16 protein-coding genes and 1 tRNA gene are annotated in these 19,204 nt (G+C 59.3%); 16 read left to right on the forward strand and 1 reads right to left on the reverse strand.

Annotated elements, in window-relative coordinates:
* Window positions 1-65 precede the first annotated feature (65 nt).
* The 7 genes from GPK39_RS00570 to GPK39_RS00600 all read left to right on the forward strand — a co-directional run bounded on the left by GPK39_RS00570 (window position 66) and on the right by GPK39_RS00600 (window position 6,584).
* A complete protein-coding gene (locus GPK39_RS00570; RefSeq protein WP_215673381.1) occupies window positions 66-1,253 on the forward strand; it encodes an ABC transporter substrate-binding protein in 1,188 nt (395 codons plus the stop codon).
* A 139-nt stretch (window positions 1,254-1,392) separates the two neighbouring features.
* Window positions 1,393-2,274, forward strand: coding sequence for a branched-chain amino acid ABC transporter permease (locus GPK39_RS00575; protein WP_099432746.1), 882 nt, complete (start codon window positions 1,393-1,395; stop codon window positions 2,272-2,274).
* 9 nt (window positions 2,275-2,283) lie between these two features.
* Window positions 2,284-3,363: a branched-chain amino acid ABC transporter permease gene (locus GPK39_RS00580; protein ID WP_215673382.1), complete on the forward strand. Its 1,080-nt coding sequence runs from the start codon at window positions 2,284-2,286 to the stop codon at window positions 3,361-3,363.
* Window positions 3,353-4,213, forward strand: coding sequence for an ABC transporter ATP-binding protein (locus tag GPK39_RS00585; protein ID WP_215673383.1), 861 nt, complete (start codon window positions 3,353-3,355; stop codon window positions 4,211-4,213). Before GPK39_RS00580 ends, GPK39_RS00585 begins: the two co-directional genes overlap by 11 nt.
* Window positions 4,214-4,927, forward strand: a complete 714-nt coding sequence (locus GPK39_RS00590) for an ABC transporter ATP-binding protein (protein ID WP_006234438.1) — start codon at window positions 4,214-4,216, stop codon at window positions 4,925-4,927.
* Between the two features lie 175 nt (window positions 4,928-5,102).
* Window positions 5,103-5,780, forward strand: a complete 678-nt coding sequence (locus GPK39_RS00595) for a copper homeostasis protein CutC (RefSeq protein ID WP_215673384.1) — start codon at window positions 5,103-5,105, stop codon at window positions 5,778-5,780.
* 3 nt (window positions 5,781-5,783) lie between these two features.
* The gene (locus GPK39_RS00600; protein ID WP_161145022.1) at window positions 5,784-6,584 is read left to right on the forward strand and encodes a DUF4931 domain-containing protein; all 801 of its coding nucleotides are present in this window, start codon (window positions 5,784-5,786) and stop codon (window positions 6,582-6,584) included.
* Window positions 6,585-6,611: 27 nt separating this feature from the next.
* Here GPK39_RS00600 and GPK39_RS00605 read toward each other — a convergent pair whose 3' ends face one another.
* Window positions 6,612-7,610 (reverse strand): bile acid:sodium symporter family protein, encoded by a 999-nt coding sequence (locus GPK39_RS00605; RefSeq protein WP_215673385.1) that lies wholly within the window; start codon window positions 7,608-7,610, stop codon window positions 6,612-6,614.
* A 276-nt stretch (window positions 7,611-7,886) separates the two neighbouring features.
* On the opposite strand from GPK39_RS00605, the gene recJ reads away from it, so the two are divergent.
* The 9 genes from recJ (at window position 7,887) to rplT (ending at window position 18,829) form a co-directional block, all read left to right on the forward strand.
* A complete protein-coding gene (recJ, locus tag GPK39_RS00610; protein ID WP_215673386.1) occupies window positions 7,887-11,174 on the forward strand; it encodes a single-stranded-DNA-specific exonuclease RecJ in 3,288 nt (1,095 codons plus the stop codon).
* A gap of 15 nt (window positions 11,175-11,189) precedes the next feature.
* Complete coding sequence (locus GPK39_RS00615; protein ID WP_115596178.1) at window positions 11,190-13,550, forward strand: RelA/SpoT family protein; 2,361 nt, start codon at window positions 11,190-11,192, stop codon at window positions 13,548-13,550.
* Between the two features lie 88 nt (window positions 13,551-13,638).
* Window positions 13,639-14,322 (forward strand): MBL fold metallo-hydrolase, encoded by a 684-nt coding sequence (locus GPK39_RS00620; protein ID WP_055310560.1) that lies wholly within the window; start codon window positions 13,639-13,641, stop codon window positions 14,320-14,322.
* A 194-nt stretch (window positions 14,323-14,516) separates the two neighbouring features.
* On the forward strand, window positions 14,517-15,383 hold the full coding sequence (gene fba, locus GPK39_RS00625; RefSeq protein WP_006234429.1) for a class II fructose-1,6-bisphosphate aldolase: 867 nt from the start codon (window positions 14,517-14,519) through the stop codon (window positions 15,381-15,383).
* Between the two features lie 254 nt (window positions 15,384-15,637).
* Window positions 15,638-17,071 carry a transglutaminase-like domain-containing protein gene (locus GPK39_RS00630; RefSeq protein ID WP_215673387.1) on the forward strand — a complete coding sequence of 478 codons (1,434 nt, stop codon included), beginning with the start codon at window positions 15,638-15,640 and terminating at the stop codon, window positions 17,069-17,071.
* A 39-nt stretch (window positions 17,072-17,110) separates the two neighbouring features.
* Window positions 17,111-17,197, forward strand: a tRNA-Leu gene (locus tag GPK39_RS00635).
* A 432-nt stretch (window positions 17,198-17,629) separates the two neighbouring features.
* On the forward strand, window positions 17,630-18,199 hold the full coding sequence (infC, locus tag GPK39_RS00640) for a translation initiation factor IF-3 (protein ID WP_006234423.1): 570 nt from the start codon (window positions 17,630-17,632) through the stop codon (window positions 18,197-18,199).
* A 32-nt stretch (window positions 18,200-18,231) separates the two neighbouring features.
* Window positions 18,232-18,423, forward strand: coding sequence for a 50S ribosomal protein L35 (gene rpmI / locus GPK39_RS00645; RefSeq protein ID WP_006234422.1), 192 nt, complete (start codon window positions 18,232-18,234; stop codon window positions 18,421-18,423).
* A 46-nt stretch (window positions 18,424-18,469) separates the two neighbouring features.
* On the forward strand, window positions 18,470-18,829 hold the full coding sequence (gene rplT, locus GPK39_RS00650) for a 50S ribosomal protein L20 (RefSeq protein ID WP_006234421.1): 360 nt from the start codon (window positions 18,470-18,472) through the stop codon (window positions 18,827-18,829).
* Window positions 18,830-19,204: the final 375 nt, after the last annotated feature.

The following is a 19,204-nucleotide window of genomic DNA, read 5'->3' on the forward strand; positions in this document are numbered from 1 at the left end:
CCGAACACGGCGAAGGATGGCCTGTCGGGCAACCGAAACCCGACGAGATTTGAGAGGAGAGCCGCATGTCGAGCCTCACCGGTAAGTCATTGAACCCTGTTATGAATCGCAGGAGCGTTATCGTGAGCGCAGCAGGTCTGGGGGCGATGTCCATTCTAGCTGGCTGCTCCTCCAACGGCGGCGACAGCGGTTCCGCTTCGAGCGACGCTTCGTTTAAGATCGGCACCATCGGCCCGCTGACCGGCGCCAACGCATCCTACGGCAAGTCCGTTACCCAGGGTGTCGAGCTCGGCTGCAAGGATTTCTCGACCAAGGAGCTGCCGCTTGCCAGCAAGGCCGAGGATGACCAGGCCGATGGCGAGAAGGCCGTCAACGCCTTCAACACCCTGCTCGACTGGGGCATGCAGGCCCTCGTCGGTCCGACCACCACGGGTGCGTCGGTTGCCGTTGCCGCCGAGTGCGGTAACGACCCCAAGACGTTCATGATCACCCCGTCCGCGTCCTCCGAGGACGTCACCGACGGCAAGGATTGCGTCTTCCAGGTTTGCTTCACCGACCCCAACCAGGGCGTCAACGCTGCCAAGTTCCTGGCGCAGAAGTATGCGGACGAGAAGTTCGTGCTGTTCTATAACTCCGGCGACGCCTATTCTTCGGGCATCGCAGATTCCTTTAAGGCCCAGGCCGCTGAGTCCAAGCTCGAGATTGTTGACGAGGAGACCTTTAAGGACGACTCTGCCACGAGCTTTACCAACCAGCTGACCAAGGCCAAGCAGGCCGGCGCTACCATGATCTTTGCGCCAATCTACTACACGCCGGCGTCCGTCCTGCTCAAGAACGCCAAGGACATGGGCTACGACGTCAAGATGATGGGCTGCGATGGCATGGACGGCATCCTGGGCGTTGAGGGCTTCGATACCTCTCTTGCCGAGGGTCTGCTGCTCATGACCCCGTTCTCCGCCGACGACGAGAAGAACGCCGACTTCGTCAACGCTTACAAGGATAAGTACGGCGATACCCCCGACCAGTTTGCCGCCGACGCCTACGATGGCGTGCACGCGGTGGCCGAGGCCCTCAAGGAGGCCGGTCTTGGTGTCGACGCCGACCCGACCGAGGCCGCCGAGAAGCTGTCCAAGGCTATGCTCAAGATTACCGTTGACGGTCTGACCGGCAAGCTCACCTGGAACGATAAGGGTCAGGTCCAGAAGGAGCCCACGGCGTACGTCATCACCGACGGCAAGTACGTACAGGCCTAATTGGCCGCCTTACATAGAGCGGTTTTGATCCCAAGCAGGGGAGGTTTTGGCCTTCCCTGCTTGCTTGGTATCTAGGGACGATGTAACGTCCCTGTTTCATACATTAACTGGAAACCTATTCGAAAGGGGGATGTGGAACATGACGGTCTTTATCCAATACCTGGTCAACGGCCTGTCCATGGGCAGCGTCTACGCCATCATCGCGTTGGGCTACACCATGGTCTACGGTATCGCCAAGATGCTGAACTTCGCTCACGGCGACGTCATCATGGTCGGTGCCTATGTCTCGTTCTGCGCCACGTCGTATCTCGGCCTCCCGGGCTGGGCATCTGTAGTTCTCTCTTGTGTGGTCTGTACCGTTCTCGGTGTTCTCATCGAGGGTCTGGCCTATAAGCCGCTGCGCCAAGCAGGCCCGCTGGCCGTTCTGATCACGGCTATCGGCGTGTCCTACTTCCTGCAGAACGCCGCGCAGCTTCTGTGGGGCGCCACGCCCAAGAACTTCACTTCGCTCGTCACCTTCCAGGTGCCGGAGTTCTTGGCCAAGTTCAACGTAAGCGCCGTCTCGCTTGTCACCATCGTCGCCTGCCTGGTTATCATGGCCGGCCTGATGTTCTTTACAGGTAAGACCAAGATGGGCAAGGCCATGCGCGCCGTGTCCGAGGACAAGGCCGCCGCTCAGCTCATGGGCATCAACGTCAACCGCACCATCTCGATGACGTTCGCCATCGGCTCCGCCCTTGCCGCCATCGCCGGCGTGCTCTTGTGCTCCTACTCGCCGGTGCTGCAGCCCACGACGGGCGCCATGCCTGGCATCAAAGCCTTCGACGCCGCCGTCTTCGGTGGCATCGGCTCCATCCCCGGCGCCTTTGTCGGTGGCATTCTCATCGGCATCATCGAGGCGATGGCGCAGGCCTACATTTCCACGAGCCTTGCCAACTCCATCGTCTTTGGTGTTTTGATCATCGTCCTGCTCGTCAAGCCTGCCGGCCTCTTGGGCAAGTACGTCCCCGAGAAGGTGTAGGTGAGCGTTATGAAGTTTCTTAAAGATAAGCAGACGCGTCACGACTTTGTTACGTACGCCATGTGCATCGTGGCCTTCGCCATCGTGTTCTTTATGCAGTCGAACCACATGATTCCGCGCATGATCGCCGGTCAGTTGGTTCCTATTACGGCCTACATCGTCATGGCTATTTCCCTCAACCTTGTCGTTGGCATCGCGGGCGACCTGTCGCTGGGCCATGCGGGCTTTATGAGTGTCGGTGCCTACACGGGCATCGTCACCGCGGTAGCCCTCGAGAGCGCCGTTCCCTCCGATCCGGTGCGCCTTATCATCAGCATCGTGGTCGGCGCTATCGCCGCTGCCGTCTTGGGCTTCTTGATCGGTATCCCGGTCCTGCGCCTGAGCGGCGACTATCTGGCCATCGTGACCCTGGCTTTTGGCGAGATCATCAAAGAGATCGTCACTTGCCTCATTGTGGGCGTCGACTCCCGTGGCCTGCACGTGATCTTTAACATCACGGGCAACTCTACGATCGACGACCTGCACCTGCTCGAGGACGGCACCGCCATCATCAAGGGCGCCCAGGGCGCCTCGGGCGTGTCGACGTACTCGACCTTCCTCGCCGGTGCCATCCTGGTCATGGTCGCACTCGTGATCGTGCTCAACCTGGTTCGCAGCCGTACCGGCCGTGCCATTATGGCCGTGCGCGATAACAAGATTGCAGCCGAGTCCGTAGGCATCTCCGTCACCGAGTACCGCATGATCGCCTTCGTGGTTTCCGCTGCCCTCGCCGGTGCTGCCGGAGCCCTCTTCGGCGGTAACTTCTCGCAGCTCTCCGCCACCAAGTTCGACTTCAACACGTCGATCCTCATTCTGGTGTTCGTGGTCCTGGGCGGCCTGGGCAACATGCGCGGTTCCGTCATCGCGGCGGCGTTGCTCACGGTGCTTCCCGAGCTGCTCCGTCAGTTCTCGGACTACCGCATGCTCATCTACGCCATCGTGTTGATCCTGGTCATGATCTTTACCAACAACCCGCAGCTCAAGGCGTTCTTCGGTCGCGTCAAGGACCGCTTTGCTTCCAAGAAGGAGGTGGCAGCCGATGCCCAGTAAGTTTGAGTTCAACAAGGGCAAGATGGTCCCGTATCCTTCTGGCGCCATCGTTCCCGACCGCGACCTGGGCGAGCGCCCGGCACTCGAGTGCATCCACCTGGGCATTGAGTTTGGCGGCCTTAAGGCAGTCGACGACTTTAGCCTGACTATCGGCAAGACCGAGATCGCTGGTCTGATCGGCCCCAACGGTGCCGGTAAGACCACGGTCTTCAACCTGCTCACCAAGGTGTATCAGCCCACGCACGGCACCATCCTGCTCGACGGCGAGGACACCTCGGGCAAGTCGGTCTACCAGGTCAACCGCATGGGCATCGCCCGTACCTTCCAAAACATCCGCCTGTTCAACACCATGACGGTGGAGGATAACGTTAAGGTCGGCCTGCACAACGAGGAGCGTTACTCCGGCTTTGAGGGCGTGCTGCGCCTGCCGACGTATTGGAAGCACGAGAAGGCCGCCCACGAGCGCGCCATGGAGCTACTGTCCATTTTTGACATGGAGCACCTGGCAAACGAGCAGGCCGGATCGCTGCCTTACGGCGCTCAGCGTCGTCTGGAAATCGTCCGCGCGCTTGCCACCAACCCCAAGCTGCTGCTGCTCGACGAGCCTGCCGCCGGCATGAACCCGTCCGAGACCGCGGAGCTCATGGAGAACATCGTTAAGATTCGCGACACCTTCGGCATCGCCATCATGCTTATCGAGCACGACATGTCGCTCGTCATGAATATATGCGAGGGTATCTGCGTGCTTAACTTTGGCAAGGTCATCGCCAAGGGCACGGCCGAGGAGATCCAGAACAACGACGCCGTTATCGAGGCGTATCTGGGCAAGCAGGATAAGGGGGAGAACTAAATGGCAGAGCCGATGCTTTCCGTCTACAACATCAACGTCTGGTACGGCGCTATCCACGCCATCAAGGACATCTCCTTTAACGTCAACGAGGGCGAGATCGTGGCCCTGATCGGTGCGAACGGTGCCGGCAAGTCCACAACGCTCAAGACTGTCTCGGGCCTGCTGCGCTCCAAGACCGGCTCCATCAAGTTTATGGGCGAGGACATTACCCATACGCCTGCCGACAAGCTGGTGGGCAAGGGCCTGGCTCAGGTCCCCGAGGGCCGTCGTGCCTTTTTGCAGATGACGGTCGAGGAGAACTTGGAGATGGGCGCCTACACGCAGCCCAAGTCCACGGTGGCTCCGGGCCTGGAGCGCGTCTACGAGCAGTTCCCGCGCCTGAAGGAACGTCGTCGCCAGGTCGCCGGCACCCTTTCAGGCGGCGAGCAGCAGATGCTCGTTATGGGGCGCGCCCTTATGAGTAACCCCAAACTGCTCATGCTCGACGAGCCTTCCATGGGTCTGGCACCGATTCTGATCGAACAGATCTTCCAGATTGTCGAGGACTTGCACAAGGCCGGTACCACGGTGCTTCTGGTCGAGCAAAACGCGCAGATGGCGCTTTCCATCGCCACACGCGGTTACGTGCTCGAGACCGGCAAGATCACCATGACCGGCACTGGTCAAGAGCTGCTGCACGACGACAACGTCCGCAAAGCCTACCTCGGAGGCTAACCCGCCTAACAAAAGGGGCGCTGACTATCTCAGTCAGCGCCCCTTTTTAAGTTGCGGTGAAATAGGGACTGAATACGGGCTCCAGAGGCCAAAAGAGTCCCTATTCCACCGCAACTTCATGGGGGTGTGTGACAATGCCCGTCGGAAAACATCTGCTGTCTTTGGGGGTCTATCTATGCTGTACGAGTTTTGTGCCGAGAACTTTGAGCGGGTGCCGGCGGCTATCGATGCCGGTGCAAGGCGTATCGAGCTGTGCGACAACCTTGCCGTTGGTGGCACCACGCCTTCGGCCGGCGTTATCAGCGCTACGACCAACTATGCACACGAGCACGATGCGCGGGTGATGTGCATGATTCGCCCGCGTGGCGGCGACTTTCACTACAACCAGGACGAGTTGCGTATGATGGAGATGGACCTGGGCCTTGCCGTGAGCGCCGGCGTTGACGGCTTAGTCTTTGGCTGCTGCAAGCCCCGCGCTGGCGGATGGGCACTCGACGAGCTTACGTTGGGCGCCCTCGTGATGGCTGCGGGCTGCGCGACCGAGGAATGTAAGCGTGAGCCCATCGACATCACCTTCCACATGGCATTTGACCAGCTCTCGCCCGAGGCTCAGCTCGATGCGATTGATACACTTGCCGACTGCGGCGTTACGCGCATCCTCACGCATGGCGGCGCTGCCGGTACGTCGATCGAGGATAATTTCGATCACCTGGCTCGTTTAATCGAGTATGCGGGTGATCGTTTGACCATCCTTCCCGGCGGCGGCATCACTACGGCAAATCGCGACGCGGTCGCGGCGGCGCTAGACGTCTCCGAGCTCCATGGCACCAAGATCGTGCCGCTGGAGGTATAACCCGTGGCGCTGGTATTCGATGTTCAGCAGGCGAGCGGCAAGCCCGACGACAACCGTCGCCCCGGTACCGCGTGTCCCTTTTGCAACACGGAGGGGCTCACCAACATCATCCAGCGCGACGGTGACTGCATCTGGCTCGAGAATAAGTTCAAGACCCTGCGCGCCACCCGTCAAACCGTGCTGATCGAGTCGGCCGATCACGATGCCGACCTGGTGACCTATAAGCCGGATGAACTCCACCATGTGATGAGGTTTGCTCTGGATTGCTGGCAGCAGATGATCGATTCGCAGCAGTATCGAAGCGTGCTCATGTACAAGAACAAGGGTCCGCTTTCGGGCGGCAGCCTCGTCCATCCACACATGCAGATTGTGGGCTTGGAACAGGAGGACGGCTATGCGGCGCTGACCTCAGCCAACTTTGAAGGCATCGATGTTTGGCAGAGGGGAAGGGTTGCGGTCAACATCTCAACCGAACCGATTATGGGGTTCTTTGAGGTCAATGTTTCAGCCCCGCAGGGAATCGCCGCCAGCGATGGCGCGCGAGACCAAGCCGAGACGGACCTCTTCGCCGATGCGATTCAGGTAGCTCTGCGCTATATCCTGAACGAGCACCATGGTGGTCGCGCAGAGTCGTACAACTTGTTCTTCTACCACATGGACGGCCGGACCATTGCCAAGGCGCTTCCGCGCTGGGTGGTTTCACCCTACTTTGTCGGGTATCGGCTGGCTCAGGTCAATGCTGAGACCACGCTCGATGTCGATGCGGAGCGATTCCGCGCACATCTGGAGGCGCTCACATCGTAAAGTGAGCGCCCGCACACTGCGGACGGTTTAGCGCGCCATTGCATCGCGGCCGGCCTCGACCCGCTTGCGCTGGGCGGCGCGCTCCTCGCCGGTCAGACGCTCAAAGAAGTGTCCGATAAGCGAGGCGAGCACCTGCTGAAACAACGTTCCACACATGACGGGAAACACAACTTCGCCCGGAAAGTATTGCGTGGCGATGACGGCGCCCGAAGAGATATTGCGCATGCCGCAGGTAAAGCACATGGTGGTCGTTTCGCTATATGGCAGATGCAGCGCGCGGGCGACCAGAATGCCGACGACAAAGCCGCTGATGGCGAAGACCAAAATAAAGAGGGCGACTTCCAAGCGCACCGCGTTCATGTGCAGCACGTACTCGCTCATGGCGGTGGAGTTGGAGGCGATAACGCCCATCATCATGAACTTGCAGGCGGGCGAGAGCGCGGGGGAGAGTTTTTCGTGCCCCCATCCGCGCGTGAGCTCGTTGATCACGATGCCGAGCACGGCGGGGATGGCGATCATAAAGGCCATGTTCTGCATCATGCTCGGCACGTCGATCGAGACGGTGGCGCCCAGCAGGAGCTTGAGCGTAAGCGGAATCGTCACAGGGGAGATGACCGAGGACGTCAGGATGATGGTGAGCGCGAGCGGGCCGTTGCCGCCGAACATGCTGATCCACATAAAAGCGGTGACTGCCACGGGCACACTGTATTCGAGCACGATGCCGCAGACAAGGTTGGGGTTGGAACCAAAGAACAACGATCCCATGGCGTAGGCCGCGATGGGAATAAGCGCCGCCGAGACCAACAACGCCAGAATCAGGTGCAGCGGACGGTGGAACACCTCGGCTACCTGGTGAAAGGTGTTGCTGAGCGCACCTTGGAACGTCATAAAGGCAAACAAGGTGGGAACGATGGGCTTGAGAACGCCGATCTGTTGAGGAAAGAGCACGCCGAGCGCCACACAAATCGGAACGATGATTTGCATGTGCCCCGCGAGAAACTTGCCCAGTCCAACCCATTGCTTCATATGCTCTTGTGACTCCCTTTGCTCGTGAATCCGTTTTGACTGGATATGCTAGACGCTCACATGTGTCCGTGCGTCAGAAACGCTCGATTATTTCGAGGCTATTACCGGCATCGTTTACCGAAACCGCGGCATGCTGCGGCGATTTGCGTCCGCGCCGCACGGTATAATAAATCCGTTCAACAGATCTGCCTGCCGAAGCGGGCATACACAGAGGACTCATCGCTATGAACCGTGAGAGGTATCGCGGCGACCTGCCCCTATCGGGGGTGGGTGCCTATGTCATCGCTTAAGACGACGCATCGCTGGGCGGTCGCTCAGCAAAACCCCGAGCTCGAAAAGGAGCTTTCGGCTGGTCTGGGCATTCCCGGGCTGGTGGCGCGCATTATGGTCGCGCACGGCATTGGCTCAATCAAAGAGGGCCAATTGTTTTTGACGCCTTCGCTCGATCGCGACTGGGCCGACCCACTCATTATCCCGGGCATGTCGGTCGTTGCCGACCGCGTCGAGCGTGCTATTCGCAACCACGAGCACATTGCAGTCTTTGGCGATTTTGACGTTGACGGTATTACGTCGACCTGCCTGTTGACCGAGGCGCTGCGCACGTTTGGCGCCGATGTCACGCCGTTTATTCCGCATCGCTTTGATGAGGGCTACGGTCTTTCGCGCGCGGCGCTCGACCGCGTTAACGAGCTCGCTCGCCCCCAGCTGATCGTGACCGTCGATAACGGCATTGCCGCCAAGGAAGAGGTTTCCTATCTGAAGAGCCTGGGGATCGATTTGGTGGTCACGGACCATCACGAGCCCTCCGATCAGGTGCCGCAGGGCGTACCCCTGACCGACCCTAAGCTCGATGACGATGGTCCTTCGCGTGAGCTTGCCGGTGCCGGCGTGGCACTCAAGTTGGTGCAAGTCCTGGGCGAACGTCTGGGCAAGCCGTCGTATTGGCGTTCGCTAATCGAGGTCGCGGCGCTGGGCACCGTGTCCGACATGATGCCGCTCACGCCCGAGAATCGCGCGCTGGTTGCCGAGGGCATCCAGCAGATGCGCGTAACCGCTCGCCCGGGCTATATCGCGCTTGCCGCGCTCGCCAAGGCGGACCTTTCGAGCATTACGGCGGATGGCCTGTCATTCTCGCTCATTCCCCGCTTAAACGCTGCCGGTCGCATGGCTGATCCCAAGCTGGCGCTCGACCTGCTGCTTGCCCGCGATCCCATCGAAGCAAGCGCACTGGCGGCTGAGCTCGAGGAAATCAACCGCCAGCGCCGTGAGATCGAGGCGGAGCTCACGCGCGATGCCATGGCAAAGGTCGAGGAGACCTATGACGGCGGACGCGCGATCGTCGTGGGCGGCGAAGGTTGGCACGAGGGCGTCAAGGGCATCGTGGCAAGCCGTCTGACCAACCGCTACCACGTGCCGGCGCTGCTGTTCTCGATCGAGGACGGTATCGCGCGCGGCTCTGGTCGCTCGGTGGGCAAAGTTAACCTGTTTGACGCCATCGAACGCTGTTCCGACCTGATGATTCGTCGCGGCGGACATGCCGGTGCGGTGGGTGTGACCATCGAGGCATCCAAGCTCGATGAGTTCCGCCGTCGCCTTTCCGTCGTGTTGTCCGAGCTTCCCGCCGAGGACTTTGAGGACACCGACGAGGTTGCCGCCACGGTCGACCTTTCCGAATTGAATATCGAGACCATCGAGCAGATTTCCCGCCTTGAGCCGTTTGGCCAGGGTAATAAGGTGCCGCTGCTGGCTGCCGAGGGCGTGACGATGTGTGATCGCGCCGTGGTGGGTAAGACCGGCGAGCACATGCGCTTTGTGGCGACCGATGGCGCCGCGAGTGTGCCGGCTATTATGTTCCGCGTGCCGCAAATCGATAAGCTCATCAACTGCGATAGCGCTGTCGACTTGGTGTTCGAGGCCGTTGCCGAGCATTGGCAGGGTCGTGTGAAGCCCAAGCTCATGGTCAAGGATGTTCTGGTCCGCGATACCACGCTGCCCAGCGTCGACGATCCGGCATGCGAGCTTCGTCGTGGCGTGCAGCCGGCGGATTCCGGCCTGCGCTTGGAGTCGCGCAAGCGCGAGACGCTCGCCCAGCTTTCCTATACCGAGCTCACGCGCTCGCTTATCCATAGCTTTATCGGCTCGAACCAGCCACATCGCGCGCAGGTCGAGGCGCTCGATGCCCTGGCCGATCACCAAAGTGTTCTGGCCGTTATGGGAACGGGGCGCGGCAAGTCGCTCATCTTCCATGTGCATGCCGCGCGTGAGGCGGTGCTTCGCGGACGTTCGAGCATCTTTGTCTATCCGCTGCGTGCGCTCGTTGCCGACCAGGCCTATCACCTCTCGTCGACGATGGCAGCGCTCGGTATTGGTGTTGGCGTGCTGACCGGCGAGACCGTGGAGGCCGCACGCGATGATGTGTTCGCCGGCCTAGCTTCGGGCCGCACCGGTATCGTGCTCACGACGCCCGAGTTCCTATCTATCCACCGTGACCGCTTCGCACGTTCGGGCCGCATCGGCTTTGTCGTTATCGACGAGGCGCACCACGCCGGCCTTGCCAAGGGCGGCGACCGCAGCGCCTATCTCGACATGCCCGATATCCTCAAAGCCCTGGGCGACCCGGTCGTTATGGCTGCGACGGCCACCGCGACGGCTCCGGTCGTGGCCGAGCTTGCCCGCATGCTGCCGATCACTCGCACGGTGGTCGACGAGACGGTGCGCGAGAACCTGCGGCTCGAGGACGACCGTGATCTTGCAAGTCGCGAGAACCGTTTGGTGTCGATTGTGGCGACGGGGGAAAAGACCGTCATCTACGTCAATTCGCGCGACCAGTCCGTGGCGCTCGCCAAGACGTTGCGCAAGCGTGTGCCCGATTGCGCAACCCATATCGCGTTCTATAACGCGGGGCTTGCGCGTTCCGATCGCCGTCGCGTGGAGGAAGCATTCCGAGACGGAAGCCTCTGCTGCATCGTCTCGACATCTGCCTTTGGCGAGGGCGTCAACCTTCCCGATATTCGCCATGTCGTGCTCTATCACATGCCGTTTGGCGGCATTGAGTTTAACCAGATGAGCGGCCGTGCCGGTCGCGATGGCCAGCCCGCCGTGATCCATCTGCTCTATTCGTCGCGCGACGCCCGCATTAACGAGCGCCTACTCGACTGCTATGCGCCCGAGCGCGACGAGCTCGTCACGCTCTATCGCGCGCTGCAGACCATGTGGCGCTCCAACCGCGGCAAAACCGGGGACGATTCCTTTAGCGCGAGCGATATCGACATCGCACAGATGTGCCTTGCCATCGATGCTCGCACGCCGGTCGACGAGCGTTCGGTGGAAAGCGGCCTGGGAATCTTCGAAGAGCTTGGTTTTTGTCGAGTTTCGGGGTTTGACGACACCCGTCGCATCGCGATGGCCAAAAACCCCGGCCGCGTGCAATTGAGTAGGTCAATTCGCTATTTGGAGGGCTTGCGCTCGCGCATGGAGTTTTCGGCTTTCCGGAGCTGGGCGCTCGATTCGTGCGCTTCTGATATGCTAGCCAAAGTTAACCGCCCGATCGTACCGCGGGCCTAGGGGAAGGGGACCTCGATGGATGCCGCAGCCCGTACCGCCCATGATTCCACCCTCCAGCCGTTTTCGGAGATGGAGCACTATAAGCATGCCGATGAGCTGCCGCCCGAGATTGTGGCGGACAGCTACGACAAGCTGGAGCGCCTGTGCCTCAAATATATGAATGAGGACGACTTCTCCAAGGTGGAGCAGGCCTACTGCTTTGCCGCCGAGAAGCACTGCAACCAAAAGCGCCGCTCGGGCGAGATGTACATTAACCATCCCGTCGAGGTTGCCATCATTTTGGCCGATCTCAAGATGGACTGCGATGTGGTGTGCGCCGCGCTGCTGCACGATACCGTTGAGGATACAGAGACCTCGCTTGCCGATGTTTCCGGCCTGTTTGGCGATACGGTGGCCGAGCTCGTCGATGGCGTGACCAAGCTCACCAACATCGAAGTCGACAGCATGGACGAGAAGCAGGCCCTCACGCTGCGCAAGATGTTCCTCGCCATGTCCAAGGACATCCGCGTCATCATCGTTAAACTTGCCGACCGTCTGCACAACATGCGAACGCTGGCAGCCCTGCGCGAGGATCGTCGCCTGTTTAAGGCTCGCGAGACCATGGACGTGTATGCGCCCCTGGCCGACCGTCTGGGCATGAGCTCCATTAAATGGGAGCTCGAGGACCTGTCCTTCTTCTACCTTGAACCCGACGCCTACCAGCGCATCGCGCGCATGGTGGCGGAGTCGCGCGAGGTCCGTGAGCGCTATCTGGCCGAGACCATCAAGACACTCACCGACGAACTCAACCGCATTGGCCTGGAGGACTTCCAGATTAACGGCCGTTCCAAGCACTATTGGTCCATCTACCAAAAGATGAAGCGCAAGGGCAAGGAATTCTCCGAGATCTACGACCTGGTGGCACTGCGTGTCATCACGCATTCGGTGCGCGATTGCTACTCCACGCTCGGCGCGGTGCATACGCTGTGGCACCCCATGCCCGGTCGCTTTAAAGACTATATCGCCATGCCCAAGGTCAATAACTACCAGTCGCTCCACACGACGGTCATCGGCCCCACGGCCCGTCCGCTCGAGATTCAGATTCGAACCTACGAGATGCATGAGCAGGCCGAGTACGGCATTGCCGCCCACTGGCTTTACAAGAAGTCGGGCGGATCGTCTGCTTCCAAGACCAATGACGCTCAACGTTTGGACGACCAGATCAACTGGCTCAAGCATTCGCTCGATTGGGCTGCGTCTGATGAGATCACCGACGCCAAGGAATACCTGCATTCGCTGAAGGTCGACCTCTTCGATCAGGAGATCTTCGTCTTTACGCCCAAGGGCGAGGTCATGGCGCTTCGTGCCGGCTCCACGCCGCTCGACTTTGCCTATGCCGTTCACACCGAGGTGGGAAACCATTGCGTCGGCGCCAAAATCAACGGTGCGGTGGCTCCGCTCACGCACGAGATTAAGACGGGTGACCGTGTCGAGATCCTGACTAACAAGAGTTCCAAGCCGTCGCGTGATTGGCTCAAGATCGTTAAGACGCCTTCCGCCAAGTCAAAGATCCGCCGCTATTTTGCCGCTGCGACCAAGGATGACGACGCTGCTGCCGGCCGCGATATGCTGGCCAAGGACCTGCGGAAGCGTGGCTATGGCATTTCTACGCCGCGTTCGACGCGTGCGCTCAACGCCGTAGCGGAGCAGTTTAACTTCAAGCAGCTCGAGGACCTGTTTGCCGCCGTCGGCGCCGGCAAGGTTGCCCCGCGCGCTGTGGGCAATAAGGTCGAGCAAATCTTGGACCCCAAGCCCGAGGAACAGCTCACCAAGGCCGAGGCTATCGCCGAGGTCGTGAAACAGCCTGCTCGCGGCTCCAACCGCAAGCCGCAAAAGCGCGGCAAGAGCGCAAGTAACGGCATTATCGTCAAGGGCGAGAGCAACAGCGGCCTGCTGGTCCGTCTGGCTCATTGCTGCAACCCCGTGACGGGCGACGACATCGTCGGCTTCATCACGCGCGGTCGTGGCGTTTCGGTACATCGCGCCAACTGCCCCAACGTCAAGGGTCTTATGGAACATCCCGAGCGCATGATCGATGTGGAGTGGGACGGCGCTGCCGACACCCTCTTCCAGGTCGAGATCGTGGTCGAGTGCTTGGACCGTATGGGCCTGCTCAAGGATGTCACCATTGCCATTGGCGATGCGGGCGGCAATATCCTTTCTGCCGCCACGTCGACCAACCGCGAGGGTATTGCAACCCTGCGCTTTATGGTCGAGATCTCGGACGCGAGTGGTCTGGATCCGCTGCTGGCTTCCATCAGCAGTGTCGATTCGGTCTACGACGCTCGCCGTCTTATGCCCGGCGAAGGCGGAGCTCAGCTCAAGCGCCGTGTGTAGGTGCGAGAGCCTCTCAGCATCATAGATATTGGTTACGTTCGAGGCATCGTTTGGTGCCTCGAACGTATTTTAGAAGGAGGGTATGCGCATGGGCGATATGACTTTGGACCTGACACCCCGAGGTGCAGCTTCGATTGAGGCACTCGTCAACGGCCCGATTCAGACCAACAGTTACGTCGTGATTTCGAATGACGAGTGCTTAATCGTCGATCCGGCGTGGGAGGGCGAGCGTCTTGTGGAGCATATCCGCACCGCGCATCCCGAGGTTCGCGTACTCGGCTCTGTCTGCACGCACGGTCATGCCGACCATGTTGGCGGGGTCGCCGGGGTTCGAGCTGTCGTTGGCGACAGCGCGCTATATGAGTTGTGCGCTAAGGACGTGACGGTGCCTCGCGCAAATATCGAGGAGCAGCGCGCCATGTGGGGTATTGAGACGCCCGATCCGGGCGAGCCGACGCGGCTGCTTGCCGAGGGCGATACGATTGAATTGGGCGATATCTGCCTGCAGGTGATCGAGACGCCGGGGCATACGCCGGGCGGCATCGTCCTGTTCGCCGCGACCGAGCAGGGGAACATCGCCTTTGTGGGCGACACGCTTTTCCCGGGCAGCCACGGTCGTACCGATCTTTCCGGCGGTGACGAGGCGGCGATTATGCGCTCGCTCTCCAAACTTGCCAAGACGCTTCCGCCCGATACCGTTTGCTTGACGGGCCATGGCGATTCGACCACGATGGCGCGCGAACTTATGCAGAATCCGTTTATGCAGATGTAGGCTCGAAGCCGTCTTTCGAACCACGAAGACCGCTCAATCGTCAAGCTATTTTCCCCAGTGGGTCGATTCTGTGGGGCAAACGGTCAAAAATTGTCCAATCGGATGGTATTCGTGAACAAACGAACGTTTATGCTCGGGTATGTCGTGGTAAAATCTCAGGCGTTATCGGAGCAACCTTACAGGAGGTTTCTTTTATGCTCGTCAACGCAGCAGACATGCTCAAGAAGGCCGAGGCCGGCAAGTACGCTCTCGGTGCCTTCAACACCAACAACCTCGAGTGGACCCTGGCTATTCTCCAGGCCGCCGAGGAGGCCAAGTCTCCGCTGATCCTTCAGTGCACCGCTGGTGCCGCTAAGTGGATGGGCGGTTTCAAGGTCTGCGCCGACATGGTCAAGGCTGCCGTCGAGGCCACGGGCGTTACCGTCCCCGTCGCCCTTCACCTCGATCACGGTTCTTACGAGGACTGCTTCAAGTGCATCGAGGCCGGCTTCACGTCCATCATGTATGACGGCTCTCACGAGGAGACCTTCCAGCTTAACCTCGACCGCACCAAGGAGCTCGTTGAGCTTGCCCACTCCAAGGGCATGTCCATCGAGGCCGAGGTCGGCGGCATCGGCGGCACCGAGGACGGCGTGACCTCCAACGGCGAGCTCGCTGACCCCGCTGAGTGCAAGCAGATTGCTGACCTGGGCGTCGACTTCCTCGCCTGCGGTATCGGCAACATCCACGGCGTGTATCCCGCCGACTGGGCTGGCCTTTCCTTCGAGCGTCTGGGCGAGATCAAGGCTCAGACCGGCGACCTGCCCCTCGTTCTGCACGGTGGTACCGGCATCCCCGAGGATCAGATCAAGAAGGCCATCTCCCTGGGTATCTCCAAGATCAACGTCAACACCGATCTGCAGCTCGTCTTCGCCAAGGGCGTTCGCGAGTATATCGAGGCTGGCAAGGATCAGCAGGGCAAGGGCTTTGACCCCCGCAAGCTCCTCAAGCCTGGTCGCGACAACATCGTTGCCCGCACCAAGGAGCTCATGGAGGAGTTTGGCTCCGTCAACAAGGCGTAAGCGTCGCTAAACTTCCCACCGGAAGCCCCGTCTCCCTACACTGTTTCCTTTGCGCTCACCTGGCTTCGCCAGAAGTCGCGCAATGGGAAAAGCTTCGGGTGAACGGGGCCTCCTTCGTTAACTCGCCACAGGGTTACTGGGCTGAATTCATTTATTATAGGTACCGTTTATCGGTGTTGAGGGTTCCTTTATTGGGGCTTTCTTTTTATCTCGCTACAATGGACTTCAAGAGTTCTAATGACTTGGAGTTTGGTATGGCTGTTATTAATGTGCTGCCTTCGGATGGGAAGGTTATTGACGAGGGTCCTGTTGGTTGCTCTGTTGATGTTTGCTGTAATGACTTTCGTCATCTCGATATTGGACTGCCGCCCGAGATTCTTCGACTCAAGGATGCCGGATATTTGACGCAGGCTGTTGCGGCTTGTGATCGCCTTTTGGGGCAGAATCCTGAGCCTTCGCTGGCGGCTTGCGTTCGTGCCGAGCGGTATCGCATGCTTGAGACGCCGCTTCATTTTTCGGTGTCGCGCGATCGAGCTATTGCGATGATTCGCGAGGAGTGGCCTGAGTTTACCGAGGAGCAGTTTGACGATCTGATTGATCGTAAGCGTATTGACTGGCGCTTTATCGATGGCGAGCTGTTCGTTCTCGACAACTTCCTCGATTCGCTTCGCGTATATCCCAAAGAGGTCCCCGGCATGCGTCCCGATTCTACGGACGGAATAGCACTGCGCAACGAGATGCTCAAGGAGATGGAGTCGCAAAACGGATTGACTCGCGTTATTACGCTTCAGGCGTCCTTGTCTGTCCCCGGCGCTCTAGAGGGGGAGACCGTTTGCGCTTGGCTTCCCGTCGCGGCTGCCTGCCGTCAGCAGTCTCGGGTCGAGATTCTCGATATGACGCCGGAGGGTGCTGTTGCTCCCGCGAACGCTTCGGCGCGTACCGCCTCGTGGTCTTCTTCGAGTGATCGCTCATTCTCGGTGACCTATCGCTATCAAATCAATGCCGCTTATCGCGATATTTATGGGGGTGCGCTTCCGTCGCATCCGTGTATGGACGCGCCGTTGCCCGAAGATATTTCCGAGGACCGTCCGCACATTGCATTCACGCCGTATCTGCAGCAGCTGACGGCCGGTGTTGTTGACGGACTCGAGGATCCGCTCGATCGCGCTCGTGCTATCTATGATTATCTGACGCAGCATATCGACTATCGCTATCAGCCGCCGTACCTGCTTTTGGGATCTATTGCCGATGACTGCGCGCATTCGCTCCGCGGCGATTGCGGCGTTATGGCGCTCACGTTTATCACCATGTGCCGTATCGCGGGCGTGCCTGCCCGTTGGCAGAGCGGCCTGTACGTTGCGCCCGATTCGGTGGGGTCGCACGACTGGGCAGAGTTCTATACGCCGCAGACCGGTTGGCTCAACGCCGACGTGTCATTTGGATCTTCTGCTCGCAGGATGGGGGAGGAGTGGCGCCGCCGTCACTACTTTGGCAATCTCGACCCGTGGCGTATGGTGGCCAACAATCGATTCCAGGCAGAGTTTGAGCCCTCTTTCGACGGCATGCGCGAGGACCCTTACGATAACCAGATGGGTGAGGCCTCGGTTGACGGACGTGGATGTCGTAAGCGGGAGATGTTACGCAAGGTTGAGCTTATCGAAATGCTCGAAGTTCCATTTTCGGACTAATCGGTAGAAAGCTGTGATAAACTAACTCACGCATTACGTGCCCGAGTGGCGGAATTGGCAGACGCAGTGGACTCAAAATCCACCGTTGGCAACAACGTGCGAGTTCGAGTCTCGCCTCGGGCACCATACATGCAAGTGAGCGTTCAAGGGGGGTCAAGGCCCCCTTTTTCGTGCCGAACTCGCGTGAGCGCGCGGAGCGTTAAGCAAACAGGCCTGTGGCCTGTTTGTAGCGGAGCGTGGCGAGGGCGCCATGCGCCCGAAGCCCGGGGCTTCGCGAAGCGAAGTCCCTTCGAGTCTCGCCTCGGGCACCATACATGCACCTGCGCTTCAAGGGGGTTGCGGCCCCCTTTTTCGTGTACGTAATGTGATAACGCGCTGTACGTGTTATTATTCGCAAGGCGTTGTTTCCGCAATGCCCTAAAGAGGAACCCGAGGGTTCCCACCTTTTGGCGCCAATGAGCAGCTGACTGGTCATACAAATTAGATTCTCTTCCTCAAATCGAGGATGTCTATGTGTACGACCTGGTTGCTGAGAAGCGCCGGGTTATTTTTTTATGAATGGAGGTAGGGAAAATAGCTAAGTCTGATGACACCCGCATCAACGACGAGATTACTGCGTCTTCGTGCCGTTTGATTGGCGTCGATGGCTCTCAGCTCGGCCTGTTCGCCATCCGCGATGCCCAGCGCGTCGCCGACGATCAGGGTCTCGACCTGGTCGAGATCGCTCCCAACGCGGAGCCGCCGGTCTGCAAGGTCATGGACTACGGTAAGTTCAAGTACCAGCAGGCCATGAAGGCCAAGGCTGCTCGTAAGAACCAGTCCAAGGTCGAGGTCAAGGAAATGAAGTTCCGACCCAAGATCGACGTTGGCGACTACGAGACCAAGAAGGGCCACGTTCTGCGTTTCCTCAAGAAGGGCGCGCGCGTTAAGATCACCATCATGTTCCGCGGCCGTGAGATGGCTCACCCGGAGCAGGGCCTTAACGTTCTCGAGCGTCTCGCCGAGGATCTCAAGCCTTACGCTACGGTCGAGTCCAAGCCTAAGATGGAAGGCCGTAACATGCTTATGCTGCTCGCCCCGATTAAGGGCGCCTTCGATGAGGATAAAGCGGCAAGCGATACCAAGTAACTAGTGTTCTGTAACCGATTAAGGAGTATTTCATGCCTAAGATGAAGTCCCACAGCGGCACCAAGAAGCGTTTCCGCAAGACTGGTACCGGCAAGCTTATGCGCGCCAAGGCTTTCAAGAGCCACATCCTGAGCAAGAAGTCCACCAAGCGTAAGCGTGGCTTCCGTCAGGAGACCGAGATCGCCGCTGCCGACCGCAAGGTCATCAAGTCGCGTCTCGCCTAAGTTCGCGTTCCCGTTTTTCGTTTTACCGTCTAGGAGTTGATAGAACATGGCACGTATTAAGCGCGCTGTTGCCGCCAAGAAGAAGCGCCGTACCGTTATGCACCGTGCGAAGGGTTACTACGGTGCCGCTTCGCGTACTTACAAGCATGCTAAAGAGCAGGTCCAGCACTCCCTGCAGTATCAGTATCGTGATCGCCGCAACAAGAAGCGCGAGATTCGTTCTCTCTGGATCACTCGTATCAACGCTGCTGCTCGCCTGAACGACATCTCTTACTCTCAGTTCATGCACGGCCTGAAGGTTGCCGGCATCGAGCTCGACCGCAAGGTCCTGGCTCAGATGGCTTACGAGGACATCGAGTCCTTCAACGAGCTGGCTACCATCGCCAAGAAGGCTCTCGAGGCCTAATAGATTCTCTTGAATCGCTAGGGGAGTGTCGCGTTGTGCGCGGCGCTCCCTCTTTTTATCTGAAGCGCGGTTTACATTGCTAAAAGCGCGGGTAGATAAACACTTACAGGTGACCGATCTCTATATATTCCTGAACCAAAGGGTCATCATCTGATACGTGCAGTATTTCTGTACCAGCCTTTCTATGACTTATATAGGAAGCGATGTATTGTGTAGGACTTGTGAAGAGTGGAATTGACGTCCCACAGGGCTTCACGGTCTGGCAATATATCTCCTTGCCGCGCGGCCCGGTCGGACCGGATCAGCCGCGGGGCGTGCACCTTGAGAACCGGATACTGCGAGGATGGACACTTACTTCAGTGTCGCATCCGGGCA

The organism is Collinsella aerofaciens (genome assembly GCF_018785245.1).
GTDB lineage: Bacteria > Actinomycetota > Coriobacteriia > Coriobacteriales > Coriobacteriaceae > Collinsella > Collinsella aerofaciens_AD.

Coding starts and splice junctions, on each gene's coding strand:
- GPK39_RS00620 (WP_055310560.1), top strand. CDS start 13,639: ATGGGCGATATGACTTTGGACCTGACACCCCGAGGTGCAGCTTCGATT.
- GPK39_RS00580 (WP_215673382.1), top strand. CDS start 2,284: ATGAAGTTTCTTAAAGATAAGCAGACGCGTCACGACTTTGTTACGTAC.
- recJ (WP_215673386.1), top strand. CDS start 7,887: ATGTCATCGCTTAAGACGACGCATCGCTGGGCGGTCGCTCAGCAAAAC.
- rpmI (WP_006234422.1), top strand. CDS start 18,232: ATGCCTAAGATGAAGTCCCACAGCGGCACCAAGAAGCGTTTCCGCAAG.
- GPK39_RS00595 (WP_215673384.1), top strand. CDS start 5,103: ATGCTGTACGAGTTTTGTGCCGAGAACTTTGAGCGGGTGCCGGCGGCT.
- GPK39_RS00590 (WP_006234438.1), top strand. CDS start 4,214: ATGGCAGAGCCGATGCTTTCCGTCTACAACATCAACGTCTGGTACGGC.
- GPK39_RS00615 (WP_115596178.1), top strand. CDS start 11,190: ATGGATGCCGCAGCCCGTACCGCCCATGATTCCACCCTCCAGCCGTTT.
- infC (WP_006234423.1), top strand. CDS start 17,630: ATGGAGGTAGGGAAAATAGCTAAGTCTGATGACACCCGCATCAACGAC.
- GPK39_RS00605 (WP_215673385.1), bottom strand. CDS start 7,610: ATGAAGCAATGGGTTGGACTGGGCAAGTTTCTCGCGGGGCACATGCAA.
- GPK39_RS00570 (WP_215673381.1), top strand. CDS start 66: ATGTCGAGCCTCACCGGTAAGTCATTGAACCCTGTTATGAATCGCAGG.
- fba (WP_006234429.1), top strand. CDS start 14,517: ATGCTCGTCAACGCAGCAGACATGCTCAAGAAGGCCGAGGCCGGCAAG.
- GPK39_RS00630 (WP_215673387.1), top strand. CDS start 15,638: ATGGCTGTTATTAATGTGCTGCCTTCGGATGGGAAGGTTATTGACGAG.
- GPK39_RS00585 (WP_215673383.1), top strand. CDS start 3,353: ATGCCCAGTAAGTTTGAGTTCAACAAGGGCAAGATGGTCCCGTATCCT.
- rplT (WP_006234421.1), top strand. CDS start 18,470: ATGGCACGTATTAAGCGCGCTGTTGCCGCCAAGAAGAAGCGCCGTACC.
- GPK39_RS00575 (WP_099432746.1), top strand. CDS start 1,393: ATGACGGTCTTTATCCAATACCTGGTCAACGGCCTGTCCATGGGCAGC.